Annotated in this window: 11 protein-coding genes; all 11 read right to left on the minus strand. The window is 44.2% G+C overall.

What is annotated here, in order from left to right:
• Window positions 1–45 precede the first annotated feature (45 nt).
• Window positions 46–1041 (minus strand): NADP-dependent oxidoreductase, encoded by a 996-nt coding sequence (locus tag ACSSS3_RS01030; protein ID WP_442846091.1) that lies wholly within the window; start codon window positions 1039–1041, stop codon window positions 46–48.
• 79 nt (window positions 1042–1120) lie between these two features.
• Entirely contained in the window at window positions 1121–1486 is a 366-nt protein-coding gene (locus ACSSS3_RS01035; protein ID WP_442846092.1) for a response regulator, read from the minus strand.
• Between the two features lie 213 nt (window positions 1487–1699).
• On the minus strand, window positions 1700–2947 hold the full coding sequence (locus ACSSS3_RS01040) for a YaiO family outer membrane beta-barrel protein (protein ID WP_442846093.1): 1248 nt from the start codon (window positions 2945–2947) through the stop codon (window positions 1700–1702).
• A gap of 22 nt (window positions 2948–2969) precedes the next feature.
• Entirely contained in the window at window positions 2970–4397 is a 1428-nt protein-coding gene (locus tag ACSSS3_RS01045) for a glycosyltransferase family 2 protein (RefSeq protein WP_442846094.1), read from the minus strand.
• Window positions 4398–4538: 141 nt separating this feature from the next.
• Window positions 4539–5636 (minus strand): HEAT repeat domain-containing protein, encoded by a 1098-nt coding sequence (locus ACSSS3_RS01050; protein WP_442846095.1) that lies wholly within the window; start codon window positions 5634–5636, stop codon window positions 4539–4541.
• Between the two features lie 70 nt (window positions 5637–5706).
• Window positions 5707–6072, minus strand: coding sequence for a response regulator transcription factor (locus ACSSS3_RS01055; protein WP_228230341.1), 366 nt, complete (start codon window positions 6070–6072; stop codon window positions 5707–5709).
• Window positions 6069–6788, minus strand: a complete 720-nt coding sequence (locus ACSSS3_RS01060; RefSeq protein ID WP_442846096.1) for an Hpt domain-containing protein — start codon at window positions 6786–6788, stop codon at window positions 6069–6071. Before ACSSS3_RS01060 ends, ACSSS3_RS01055 begins: the two co-directional genes overlap by 4 nt.
• A gap of 25 nt (window positions 6789–6813) precedes the next feature.
• Complete coding sequence (locus tag ACSSS3_RS01065; protein WP_442846097.1) at window positions 6814–10461, minus strand: PAS domain S-box protein; 3648 nt, start codon at window positions 10459–10461, stop codon at window positions 6814–6816.
• 123 nt (window positions 10462–10584) lie between these two features.
• The gene (locus ACSSS3_RS01070) at window positions 10585–11814 is read right to left on the minus strand and encodes an ATP-binding cassette domain-containing protein (protein ID WP_442846098.1); all 1230 of its coding nucleotides are present in this window, start codon (window positions 11812–11814) and stop codon (window positions 10585–10587) included.
• Window positions 11815–11822: 8 nt separating this feature from the next.
• Window positions 11823–12794, minus strand: a complete 972-nt coding sequence (locus tag ACSSS3_RS01075) for an NAD(P)H-quinone oxidoreductase (protein WP_442846099.1) — start codon at window positions 12792–12794, stop codon at window positions 11823–11825.
• A 166-nt stretch (window positions 12795–12960) separates the two neighbouring features.
• Complete coding sequence (gene lpdA, locus ACSSS3_RS01080; RefSeq protein ID WP_442846100.1) at window positions 12961–14367, minus strand: dihydrolipoyl dehydrogenase; 1407 nt, start codon at window positions 14365–14367, stop codon at window positions 12961–12963.
• Between the last annotated feature and the right edge of the window lie 74 nt (window positions 14368–14441).

Consider the following 14441-nt stretch of genomic DNA (forward strand, 5'->3'; position numbering starts at 1 on the left):
CATCTCTTCTATAGCAGATTTCACAAAATTTTATACTCCTGATACTTAGATTTTAACCACCATTTTCCCGGTGTTTTTACCGTCAAACAAATCTAAAAATGCCTGAGGCGTATGCTCAAAACCTTCGACGATGGTCTCCTCATAATTGAGTTTATCTTCTTTTAACCAACCGGCCAGTTTTTGAATGCCCTTCTGGAATTCGCTTTGGTAATTGCCCACCGTAAAGCCCTGCATCAAAATGCTGTTTTTAATCAACGTGCTGTTTACCCGTGGTCCCGTTGGAGTTTCGGTCTTGTTATAGTCTGCAATTGCGCCGCATAAAACCACCCGGGCTCCCCGATTGGTGTTGGCCATGACCGCATCAAAAATACTTCCGCCTACATTATCAAAAAACACATCTACCCCACCAGGGCAGGCCTCTGCAACGGCAGCTTTCATATCATCGGTAGTTTTGTAATTGATCCCGGCGTCAAAGCCAAAATCGGATGTAATGAGATCGATCTTATCGTCGCTTCCGGCGATACCCACAACCTTACATTCGAAGATTTTACCCAGCTGCCCCACTACACTGCCTACAGCACCGGCGGCACCCGTAACCAGAATGGTCTCTCCGGATTTTGGTTTACCTATGTCGGTGAGGCCGAAGTAAGCGGTTAGCCCGGTCATTCCTAATATTCCCAGATAGGCCGAAAGCGGAGCCTGATCCGGGTCTACTTTAGTTAATCTCTTGCCATCAGAAACCTGAAATTCTTTCCAGGCCAGCATTCCGTTTACAAAATCGCCTTCCTTAAAATCGGGATGCTTCGATTCTTTGACTTCAGCGATTATTCCGGAAGTGATGGGTTTATGAAGTTCAAAAGGAGGGATATAGGATTTTGCATCAATCATACGACCGCGCAGGTACGGATCGACCGAAATGTATTTGGTTTCCAGCAAAATCTGACCTTCACCGGGAGCTGGCTTTTCTTCTTCTACGAATTTAAAATCAGAAAGCGCCGGTCTTCCTGTGGGTCTGTTTTGTAAGTGTATTGCGCGATTCATAACTCCTGTTTTTTTTCAAAATTAGGAGTTCACAGGGGTTTTGCCGTAAAACGGATGGTAAGGTTTTCTTAAAGCTAAACTAGGCCACCAGCAGGCGTTTTTTAATATCTGCACATAAGTCTCTGGCATTAAAAGGTTTTTGTAAAAAATCATAAACCCCAAGTAATCTGATGTGCTCGATCACTTTATCTTCAATAACCGAAGAAATCACAAAAATGGGTAATACGGGTTTACTTAAACGGATGTGTCTGATGAGTTTGATCCCGGACACAAAGGGAACCAGCAAATCGGTAATTATAAGATCGTAGTCTTCATGCTCCATACGATTAAGCGCTGATAGTCCGTCAAAACAGGCGGTTACCTGATACCCCTCTTTTCCCAGGATATAGCACAGGGAGTCTGCTACCTGAGGATTATCCTCAATAACCAAAATACGCTCTTTCATAAAACAGGATTAAACTACGATTTGAGGTAAAAGACCAGCAGGCAAAGCCTTAAAGGCATTATTCCTTTAAAGGTAGCCTTAATTTCTGATAATCAGAATCTGATCTCTTCCAATCGTCAATTTTATCGTTGTTTTACAAGTTAAAAGCAGTAGTTTATCAATCTGGCGAATTTTAGGGGATATACATGACTTAAGCGGTGTTTAATGTGCTTTTTAAAAACGTTTGATTAAACCTATTGCAGCATTAAACTGAAGGCCTCGTTCTGTAGCCGTGAATTGCTGATCTTCAAGACCGGTTTCCAGGTTTAAGATAAACGAATTACCGAGAGGTGTACGCCAGAAAGCCGCAGCGTTTCTGGAGCGTAAGCGGTTAGTTCCCGAGCCGCCAAAAAGGACGGTGTTGGCGCTGTCATCGGGCGAAAGACCGGTTCCCAAACGCAGCCCCAGATAATCATCCCGCCCGCCTAAATAATAACGCAGGGTAAAAGCTACAGAACCGCTTAATTCGGAGTCGTTGGGAATGATGTAGGTACGCAGGTTTAACCAAAAGTTTTTGAGGTATTTACCGGCACCCAAAGTGTATATGAACTGATCCTCATCAAAGACCAGATATCTGATGCCCGCATCGACCTCAAAGGCAGCAGGCAGATTGGCGTACAAATTAACCCCGGCCCTGAATCGAGGAAAAACACCACTGTCGTCTGAAATTCCGAGATTGATAAAGCCATAAAAACGCTCGGAAATACGTGGATAAGCTTCTGCTTCTGCCTGCAGGGCATTTTGATTGAACCGGCTGGCATAATTGACACGAGCGGTAAAAAGACCGGCTCCGGTTTGCCTGCTGTAATCTGCAAACGCGATGTGCCAGGGATCATCAAAGCGCTTATCAAAGTACACATACTCATAAGAAACACCTACGGCATTCTTTGTGCTCAGGCTATTTTGACGCTGCTGCAGGCTTCTCGCTTCGGTATTGCCGGGATGCGTGGCCAGAACCGCGTCTAAGAGCGATGAAGCTTCTTCCGGCTGCCGTAATTCGTAGAGAATTTTAGCCTTTAAGACACCTAAAGACTCTGAATCGGGATGAAACTCCAGCCCCTTGTTTACCCGTTTTAAAGCCTCTGCGGTATTTTTATTCCAGTATTCTAAATAGCCATAGCCCAGACTGGCTTCCTCGTGGCCTTCTTCCTGCTGCAGCACCTGCTCAAAGGTTTTACGTGCCAAAGACAAACTGTCTGAAAAGGTATATACCCTTCCCAAAAAGACACGCATTTCCAGATAAGCAGGAGCCAGATCCAATCCCTGTTTTAACAGGCTTACAGCACGCGCGTAGTCCTGATTATCAAAAGCGGCCAAACGCGCCTCACGGTATAAGGCATCCGGAGTGGGAGTTTGTTCCTGGCCAAAAGAGTCCGAAATGAAGAGTAAACTTGTTAGTATTAAGGTGAATACCCATTTCATAGATTAGGGGTTTTTATGCTGATTATTTTTTTGTTGTGCTGCCCAAACCTGTACGGGTCATCTGTCCCCAGGATTTTTTGCCGCGTATAAGATCTATATTTCCCTTTACGGCAGCCCACATCACGATGGGATGATAGAAAAGAGGTTCTAAAAGCGCGGTACGCATGAGCTGAAACATGTACTTTGGTTTTTTATACTGCTGAAAGGAATACTCTTCAAAATAGATGGCTGTGATAGAAAACAAGACCGAAAACGAATAGACCACCAGGAAGAATATCGCAAAGACCTGAAAATTTACCTGCCCCAATAAAACCAGAATGATAAAAAACACAATCCCTACAAATTCGAGAACCGGTGCCAGCCATTCAAAAAACATCCAGTACGGGGTACTCAGCAGGCCCAAAACACCATATTTCGGATTAAAAAGCATCTTTTTATGCTTCAAGAGGGTTTCTACCGTGCCCCGTGCCCAGCGATTGCGCTGTCGCATCAGAATCTGTTTATTTTCGGGAACTTCGGTCCAGCAGAGCGGGTCTGGCACAAAACCTACGGTATAGGGGATGTTTTGCTCGCGCATGATACGACGCATACGCACCAGGAGTTCCATATCTTCCCCTACTGTGCTATGATCGTAACCCCCGGCTTCAATAACGGTTTTCTTATCAAACATACCAAAAGCCCCGGAGATCAAAAGCAGACCATCTACCCGAGACCAGGCCATTCTGCCCATTAAAAATGCCCTGAAATACTCAAGGATTTGAGCCCGGGCGATAAATGTGCCGGGCAACCGAACCTCCAGAATACGCCCGTCTTCTATAACGCAATTGTTAGCTACCCGAATGATGCCACCGCTGGCAATAACGCGTTTGGTGTCGTTTAAAAAAGGCCTTATGAGTTTTAATAACGCGTTGCGTTCGAGAATACAGTCGACATCAATACAGCAAATAAGATCATGATTGCAGCAGTTAATCCCGGTATTTAAAGCATCTGCTTTGCCCCCATTTGCCTTATCTATTACCCTTAAATTTTTATAGGCTTTGATCTTTGATTTGTATATACCCCTCACTTTTTTAGTGGGAATATGATGGTAATGCACCAGCTCTTCGGGCTCCAGCTGAAAGGTGTCTATCATTTTTTGCAATGAGTTGTCTTTACTGCCGTCATTGATGATCACAATTTCAAAAGAAGGATAGTTTAAGGTAAGCAGCGAGCGGATGTTTTCAACCACATTGGCCTCTTCGTTATACGCCGGTGCAAGAACCGAAATGGATGGAAGGTTAGCCGACTGTAAAAGTGCCACTTCATCCTGGAAATTGTTTTTGCGCTTATAATCTCTGATCTCGATGATTGAAAAAAAAGCCGAAAAGATATACCCTGAAATTATGATCAGCCCGTAGATCAAAAACAGAACACTAAAAACGTGAATGATATCCTGGATGCTTATATTCAAGTCTTGTTTTTAAAGTAAGATAAAGAACTTCGTTTAAACATGAAGAAAGCTTTAGCTACAAGCTGAATGAAACAGCTAAGATTTAACATTCGCCCTAAAACAGGCTACGGGCTAAAATCGGGTCACCCGCATCGGTGTGCATTAAGCCCCCTGAAGCACGCGTTTTGAATAATACTGATAATCAGCCCAGTCATTAGTTATGTTATCGGGGTTTATAAGTTTGCGTACCGGTATTTCATTTTCAAAACGGGTAGCTATTTTATAATAATCAATCTGCAGGTTTTCTTCCTCCCTGCCTATAGCACTTACCAGCGTACGTAAATCTTTGGCCGTACCTATTTTTTCGATGGCGTAGAGTATGGCTCTTTTGTTTGAAGGGCTCTCGTAAGGGAAATTTGCAGTCATGAGCTGCAGGGCATCTGTAACTTCCATAATCTTAAGGGAGTTGATGGCCTGAGCCCGTACCGCCTCATCGGTATGGTCTAGCGCCTCTATGAGAAGAGGAATGTTTTGAAACTGGTTAAAGCTTACAACCATTTTGATGCAGAAAACAACCACACTGCTTTTGTCGTGATTAAACCACCTGCCAAAATCAGGGACCTCCAGATCAAAATTTATCAGACTGTTTTCAATAAATACCTGTTGCCATAGGCTAAGCTCCCGGTCTAAATCATCTAAAAAAGCCAGAGGGTTTTCCTGTGATGTATTCAGAAAATACAGCATAGCCTGCTGTCGCAATTCGACCCGGTTTGAATGTAAAAACGGGGTAACCAGTGCCTCCGGTACCTTAATGCCCAGTTTTGAAAGGGCATAAAGTGCACGCGCCTGCCTGTACCAGGCTTTTGCTTTAAGATCGCTAAGCAGGTATTTGTACAGGCCCAGCCCATTAAAAAGCTCCTTAATGGCTTCTGATGATTCGCCTTTCAGGTTTTCATCAAAAATTAAAACCTGCTTGATGGCCAATTTATGATCGTAAGCCGTTTTTAAATATCTGAATTTAAAATCGCCCAGTTCTGCTGCTCTCTTAAAATCCTCATCAAACAAAAAATGATTAAAGAATTCGATCAGCTTCCTATCGAAGCGCGTCCTGTAGGCTTCCATTCGGTTTTTACGGATGCGTAAATAAATTACCAGCGCTACAAAGGCTAACGTGAGCATTAAAAAAAACAGGCTGAGCACTAGGTTTATTTTTAGAATAAAAGGCCAATGCTCTGCGCCTTCAAAAGAATTGAATTCCATAATACGATTAAATTATGACTTGGGGAAGCCGGATTTGGTGAACTGTATCTTACATTAGTGTTTCTATAAATTAAACTTTAGCTAAAGAGCGTTTTACCCGAAGCGATAACTCGTTAGGACTAAAAGGCTTGGTGATAAAATCATCTACTCCCATCGTAAATGCTTCGGTGATTATATCTTCCTGTGTTGAAGTAGAAAGTACAATGATGGGAACGTCGGGACATTCGCTTTTAATAAACTCAATAATCTCATTTCCGGAGACAAAGGGCAGCATCAAATCGGTAAGAATGAGATCAAAAGCAGATTCTGACAATAATTTCATCGCTGTTCTTCCATCCTCTGCAACCACCACATCATAGCCGTCTTTGCTGAGCTTAAACTCGAGCGACTTAACCACCATAGGATTGTCTTCTATTACCATTATTCTCTTTTTCATAAGCTATTTTCTTTAGATAAAAAATCCTCACGCAAGTGTTTTTCAACGAGTAGGTATTCTTCATTTAAATCTTCAACATAACTCTTAAAATCTCCCGGGGCTGAGTGATGAGCCAGGAAATTGCAAAGTTCTGCACCCCGCTTGTTGAGGATCATCTCAAAAGAAGGTTTAATGTTATGTGCAACCTCAGCTATCTTTTGATAGGCTTTTGCAGCAGATAGCGCTTTGAGTTCTTCGATACGCGGACCTACGGTTTCGATAAACATTTGTATGCTTTGATTTATAAAAACAGGATCGCCGTCTGAAAGCTCTTTGAGGTAATCTAAAGAATACAACTCGTCTGAAATCTTTTTAGTATAACCTAAAGCAGATTCCACTTTCTGAAATTCGGTTTCATCGAAGGGCTTTTTTAAAACCTCATAGACTGCGCTGTCTGTTTCAAAACTGCCCTTAGACTCTGAAGTAACAAAGGTTTTGGCCTTAAACTGCAATTCGTCGCTTAAGTAGTTTAGGGTTTGTGCTGCTCCCATAGGTTTGGCATTTTCGTTAATAATTAAAACATCTGCGGGTTTGCTTTCCTTTATATGCTGAATTGCTCCCATCGCCGAGTTAAAGTTGTAAACCAGGAAACTACCGGTGTCAAAGTAGGAATTAAACCTGCTTTGGGCTTCCCGATCTGCGTCTACAAAAAGGATATGTTTTACAGGTATATTCACGTTGTTAGGTTGGTTTATTGGACTGTTAGTTTTGTTTTGACTCAGTTAAATTTTTAAAATCAAAGGTTTTATTGGTAATAACGCGGGCTATGCATTTTTTGAGGTCCTCAAGAACAACCGGCTTGGCCAGATAATCATCCATATCCTGATCGAGACAGCGCTCGCGCTCTCCTTTAATCGCACGGGCGGTAAGGGCTACAATGGGTATGCGTTTGCCCTGCTTTTCCAGTTTACGTATGGCCGCAGTAGCTTCAAAGCCACTCATAACGGGCATTTGTATATCCATTAAAATCAGGTCAACATGTTGATTTTTAAAGACCTCTACGGCTTCCCCTCCGTGACTTGCCTCACTAATTGTTGCTAAAGGCACTACCTTGCCCAGGATGGTACGGGTTAAAAATTTGTTTACCGGGTTGTCTTCAGCAAAAAGGATGCTGATCTTCAGGTTGCTCAGGTCTATTTCCTGCTCTACCGGCTCAGGCAGGCTTACCTGAATTTCGCCGGGCTGCTCTAAAGATTCGAGATACTCGATCAACTGCTCCCGTAAAACGGGTTTAACCAGCCTGATGTCAACGTCGAGATCTTTGCTCTTATCGGCGATTTCCTGATCGTGACCCGAACTGTGCATCATAACGATGCCCAGTTGCTTCCGGCTGATTTTGAGTTCCTGTCTTAAATGGCCTATCAGATCTAAGCCGTTTAAATAGGGCATATGGTAATCTACTATGGCCAGGTCAAAATTAGCATCACGCTCCAGGATTTCGATGGCATCGATTCCGTTAGATACCAGAGTGGTCTCGATATCCCGGTCCTTAAGCATTTCCTGCATGATGGTGCGGTTGTTTTTATTATCGTCAACAACCAGTACCCTTTTTAAACTGCGCTTTATAGCAGGCTTGATTTCGCCGCTTTCTAACGAATTGAAATCTACTTCAAACGAAAACGTGGTTCCCTCACCCAGCTCACTTTCCACTTTAAGGTTGCTCTTCATAAGCCCCAGCAGTTTGTTGCTTATGGTGAGGCCCAGACCGGTACCTCCGTATTTTCGGGTGGTGGAAGAATCTTCCTGATCAAATGCCCTGAAAATCTTTTTTAAGTTTTGAGGAGCAATACCTATACCGGTATCGCGAAGGGAAAAGCAGTAACGCATCTTTCCGCTTTTATCTACTTTACCCAACTGGCGCACCTTAAGCTCGATCTCTCCCTTGTGGGTAAACTTAACGGCATTGCTTATGAGGTTTATCAAAATCTGACGCAACCGCAGACCATCTGCCATCACAAAATTATCAAACTCGTTGGGCAGGTTGAGCAGGATCTCCAGTCCTTTTTTATGGGCAGCCTGCTTAACCATTTCTACCGTACGCCCGCAGACCTCTACAATATCTACCCGCTCTAAGCTGAGATTAAGCTTACCGGCCTCTATTTTTGAGAAATCTAAAATATCATTAATGAGGTCCAATAACGAAACCGCCGAAGAATATGCGGTCTCGGCATACTGTGCCTGGTTTTCGTTTAAAGGGGTTTTTAATAACAGATCGGTAAAGCCGATTACCCCATTAAGCGGAGTACGAATCTCATGACTCATGTTTGCCAGAAATTCAGATTTCGATTTGCTGGCAGCCTCTGCTTTGAGTTTTGCATTACGCAGAGACAATTCCATCTCTTTTAGACCTGTAATATCTGTTGCAATACCCAGATACCCCTTTGTACGCCCCTGCTCATCCAGAATGGCTGAGGTTAATAACTGTCCGATAAAGGTCTTCCCATCCTTACGTACATAGGTCCATTCGTTAGAGCTTCGGTCTCCCTGAGTATAGGCATAGGTAAACACCTCAGTAGTATCGATCTGCGTCCCGTATTTAAGCTCCAGATGTTTCTTTTGCTCGGCGACCTCTTGTGGCAGGTGAAAGATACCCGGTGTGTGCTTACCTACTACTTCGGCTGCCGTGTAACCCAGGAGGTTTTCTGCACCCCTGTTGAATTTTTTAATGAGGTGATTTGCACCAGTCTCGATAATAATAACTTCTGAAGTCGCGTCGAGTACCACCTGCAGATCGTTAAGGCTGCGCTGCAGTTCTTTTTTGGCCTTGATATTTTCGGTCATATCAACTACCTGACCTATTAAAGAGCTGATGTGACCAGTCTCATCATATAAGGCAGAAACGGTAAGAAAACAGTGTACTAAACTTCCGTTTTTATGCACGTAACGTTTTTCAATACTATAGGAGTCAATCTTTTTATTGAGTACCTCTGTAAACAAGGCCACATCATTGGCACGGTCTTCAGGATGGGTGATTTCTTCGAGGCTTAATTCTAAGAGCTCATCGTTGGTATAGCCCACCATTTGGGCAAGATTTTTATTGATCATTACCCAGTCTCCGTGTAAATCGACCACAGCCATCCCATTTGGCGAGTTTTCAAAAACGCGTTTAAAACGGGCGGCACTCTTCTGGGCCAGGATCTCCAGTTTCTTTTGCTGGGTAATATCTTCAACCTGGGTAATGACCAGATCCTTATCGGTAATCCCGTCTTTAAAAACAGAAGACGACATACTGCACCAGATTACCCGCCCTGAGGAGTGGTAACATTCGACCTCGAGCTTGTAGTTTGCTATTTCTCCGGCCAGTAACGCCCGGCGTTTTTCCCGCGCCTCCTCCAGATATTCGGGCTTGATGATATCGGAAAAGGTGTACTTTAGAATCGCCTCTTCAGAAAGAGATTGCAATCCAAATATGTTTAAGGCGGCTTTATTAACCATAAAGACTTCCGACACATTTTTGACTAAAATAATCCCAACCGCCGAGTTGTTGAAAATCTCTCTAAATCGCGTTTCAGCCTCCTGACGGGCCAGTTCCTGTTCTTTGGCTGCGGTAATATCCTGAAAGGCACCATATACCCGCAGGCATTTCCCGTCTTTAAACTCAGACTTGGCCACACTGCGCACCCACTTTTCGGCTCCATTTGCCGCCACGAGTATAAACTCTTCATCGTAGGGTTCTCCTTTCTCGACCGCGTTTTGAAAACATTGGGTGATTTTATCCCGGCTCCAGCCTTCTTTAAAAAAATTTATAGCAACCTCCAGCTGTGGAGTATAATCTACCGGTACTTCGTGAATTTTATTGATATAGGGAGTCCAGGTTATTTTACCCCTGACCAGGTCTACCTCCCAGCCTCCTACTTTTGCGAGTTCATTACTCTCCTCATAGATTTCAGAGAAGGAACGCAATCTTTTGATTTTGCTTTCGTACAGATCAATCTGTGCATTTTTGCTGAATTTACGGGTAAACTTAAGAATCAGATACCGGCACTTGTCTTCACATTCAACCACTAAAGCCATGGCTTTTACTACAAGGGGTCTGCCATCTGCACCCAAAAATGAAAACAGGTATTTTTTCTTTAGGGTTTCGCCCTCACGCACAGCATTAATGATACCCGAAATGGTGTAACGGCCGGGTACTCCCAAAATAGTCTCCCAGGCTTTTTCCTGATCTTCTTCTTGAAGATCTTTGTAATTGAGCGTGGTAAAAAGACTTTTGGAAATGTAGAATTCTGATGGCCTATCGATGCTGCAAAAATAGGCTCCGTGATACGGCGTTTCATTAAGCCATTCAAAAACCGTTTCATGAGTACCTATAAGGTCCTGAAATGTTTTCTTTGTGCACGCTCCGGACATTACTAAATGTTTAAGTTGGGTACCACGAAGATAAACATTTTATCTAGTAAAGTAAGCTTTTCGTCGATATTTTGAATATTTAACGTTTTTAATCGAACAATACTACTCTTAAACCCCTAAGTATCATCCTTCTTTTAGGGTTCCAACGCTACCTTTTTCTGTTTTTGTAAGCCGAAATTCGCGATCTACCCGAAGCCCGGGTTCCTGGCGATGCGATACATAAATAATGGCGGCCCGGGTACTTTCGCTTAATTTGTTTATGAGCCCCACAACCAATGCTGCATCCTGGTCTCCCAGTGCAAAGGTGGGTTCGTCAAGAATAAGCAATGGCGGATTTTTGATCATCGCGCGGGCAATAAGCACCAGGCGTTTATTTACCTCACTCAAATCCCGAAACCGGCTGGAGGATTTGGACTCCAGTCCTATTAATGCGATCCACTGGGCGGCGATTGAACGCTCTAAAGAGGTAGGGCGTTTGTAAAGCCCCACGCTGTCATAGATACCACCCACCACCATATCAGAAACGCTATGCATACCGTCAAAGCGCTCGGTAAGCACGGGAGTAACATAGCCTATTTTCTTTTTCAGCTCCCAAACGCTCTCACCGCTGCCTTTTTTAGTGCCAAAAATGTACAATTCCTTGCCATAGCCCTTTACACTGTCTCCGGTAATCATAGAAAGCAAGGTGGTCTTTCCCGAACCGTTAGCACCGGTAAGTTGCCAGGTCTCTGCCTTTTTGATTTGCCAGGTTATATTTTGCAACACACAGGTATCACCAAAGGAGACCGAAACATCACGGAATTCGATGAGCACCTCCGGCACATCAGAGCTTGCAGTCAGTGCCTGAGGCATTTGATACTCCGCTTCTGCTTTCAGGTCGGGGTCTTTAGGTTTGAGTTTTCCGCCTTTATAAAATGCACCGTTTTCAAATACCAGGGTATCTGTACAAAAGGTCAGCAAATCTTCATGCCGTGTGTACAACTGAAGAATCGCAGTATGCCCGGCCAAAAGATGCAATTGGGCTTTAAGGGCTTTTACCGTTTCTAAATCCAGACCGTCAAAGGGATGGTCGAGAATAAGATAATCGGGGTTCTGAGCCAGTTGATAGGCCAAAAGCAACTTCTTGCGTTCGCCTGTAGATTTGGTAAGCAGGCTGTCCTGATCATTCGTCAGGATTTTTTCGCCCAGACGGTATTCTAAATCCAGATACTGTGTAAGGCTATATTCTGAAAAAAGCTGACCTCTCGGGCCGGCTTCCTGTTTTAACCAGTCTGCCTTCAGCAGGGACACCAGATCCTGTTGCCTGATGCGCTGTCCGGTAGTGTTGTATGCGTAATGCGTAGGTGTAGCCATGGGGATTGTTATACGTTAAGCACAATTTTACCGATATGCGCACTGCTTTCCATAAGCCGGTGTGCCGCAGCGGCGTCTGCCAGATCAAAAGTCTGATCGACAAATACCCGTACCCGGCCGTTCTCCAGCAAAGGCCAGACCTGAGCCTGCAATTCCTGCGCGATCTGATGCTTTACCGCAACATCCTGTGGTTTAAGCAGGCTGCCGGTAAGTGTTAACTGCTTGCTCATCAGCATCCACAAATCAATTTGAGGCTTTAAACCATTCATCCCGTTTATGTGAACCAAACGCCCTTTTTGAGCAAGCAAACTCATGTTTTTAAGGGTATAATCGCCCCCAACCATATCGAGAATTACGTGGATTTTTTCCTCCTTATAAACTTCCTGAAAATCTTCTTTCTTGTAGTTGATTACCCTGGCTAACCTGTGTTCATTAATAAAACGCAGTTTTTCGTCTGAACCCACGGTAGTAAACGTATTCAATCCTAAAGCTTTCGCCATTTGCAAACCCATTATGCCAATACCACTGGTGCCGCCGTGTATAAGCAAACCTTCGCCGGCACAGGCTTTAGCCTGCATAAATACATTAAACCATACGGTGAACAGGACCTCAGGTAAAGCTGCTGCTTCCACAAAACTAAATCCTTTAGGCACCGGTAAACATAAACGTGCATCCACACAGATTTCTGCAGCATATCCCCCACCGGCTACCAGCGCACAAACCGGATCACCTACCCGAAATGCAGATACATCTGAAGCTACTTCGAGAATTTCGCCCGCAACCTCCAGCCCGGGAATTGTAGCCTTCTCAGCCTGCCCACCGTAGGCATCCGGATTTTCACGGGTTAAAATATCGCTTCGGTTTACTCCTGCGGCTTTTACCGCAATGCGCACCTGCCCGGCTTTGAGTTCCTGAGCTTCAAATTCCTGTATTTGTAATACTTCCGGTCCTCCGGCTTTTGTGATAACTAGGGCTTTCAAATTGTTCTATTGTTATTGCTAGTGCTATTGTTATTGCTAGTGCTATTGCTAGTGCTATTGTTATTGCTATTGCTATTGTTATTGTTATTGTTATTGTTATTGTTATTTAAAAAATAAAAGCCCTTAATCTGGAATGAAGAAGGGCTTTTAAAGATTTTGCTAAGTCTTAAACGTGCAGGGCACGGTCTTCTGTTGCTGCAAGGGCAGCCTCTTTTACTGCTTCGGCATAGGTAGGATGTGAGTGTGACATACGCGCAATATCTTCGGCACTGGCACGGAATTCCATCGCGGTTACCGCTTCGGCAATTAAATCGGCTACACGTGCGCCTACCATATGTACGCCCAAAACCTCATCGGTTTCCTTATCGGCCAGGATTTTCACAAAACCATCAATATCTCCCGAAGCTCTGGAACGTCCCAAAGCCCGCATGGGGAACTGACCTGATTTATAAGCCACGCCTTCTTCTTTAAGTTGTTCTTCGGTCTTACCTACAGATGCAACTTCAGGCCAGGTGTACACTACTCCCGGAATGAGGTTGTAATCGATATGCGGCTTCTGACCGGCAATGGTTTCGGCAGCAAAAACGCCTTCTTCCTCCGCTTTATGGGCAAGCATGGCACCGCGTACCACGTCACCAATGGCATAGATGTTAGACACTTCGGTTTGCAGATGCGCGTTAACGGCAACACGGCCACGATCATCGGTTTTCACACCGGCTGCTTCCAGGTTAAGCCCTTCGGTATAGGCTTTTCGGCCTACAGAAACCAGGACATAATCGCCTTTAAATTCTACTTCCTGATCTTTTTTATCGGTAGCCGTTACCACTACTTCATCACCGTTTCGGGTAACGCCGTTTACTTTATGTGAAGTATAGAATTTAACTCCCTGTTTTTTCATCACTTTGGTAAGCTCTTTGCTCTGGGCTCCATCCATTGTAGGGATGATGCGGTCCATATACTCCACCACACTTACTTCAGCACCCAGACGGCTGTACACCTGCCCCAGTTCGAGACCAATCACACCACCGCCTATCACGATCATGTGCTTTGGGATTTCGGTAAGTTTTAAGGCTTCGGTAGAGGTAATGATACGCTCTTTGTCCAGCTCAATAAAGGGAAGATTCGCCGGCTTACTGCCTGTAGCGATGATAATATTTTTGGCTTCGATCTCTACATCATCGCCTTCGGCTACAGCGATATGAATGTGGGTTTTATCTTTAAAGCTGCCCACGCCCTGATAGGTGTCAATTTTATTCTTACTCATCAAAAACTCGATCCCCTTGGTCGTTTGCTCCACTACTGAAGCTTTACGGGACATCATTTTCTCGAGATTTATTTTTACTTCTCCGGGAATTTCGATCCCGTGTTCTTCAAAATGCTTGACGGCATCTTCATAATGGTGTGAAGAATCGAGAAGTGCTTTGGAAGGGATACAGCCTACATTAAGGCAGGTACCGCCCATAGTAGCATATTTTTCTATAATTGCGGTTTTAAGACCCAATTGCGCGCAGCGAATGGCAGCCACATAACCTCCAGGACCGGAGCCGATGACTGCAACGTCGTATGTACTCATAATGTTACGTTCAAAATTTGAGTATCAAAGGTACGACACTCTAAAAAGTTAACCGAATTTGAAAGGAAGATATT

It is taken from the genome of Leeuwenhoekiella sp. H156 (assembly GCF_052218455.1).
GTDB lineage: Bacteria > Bacteroidota > Bacteroidia > Flavobacteriales > Flavobacteriaceae > Leeuwenhoekiella > Leeuwenhoekiella parthenopeia.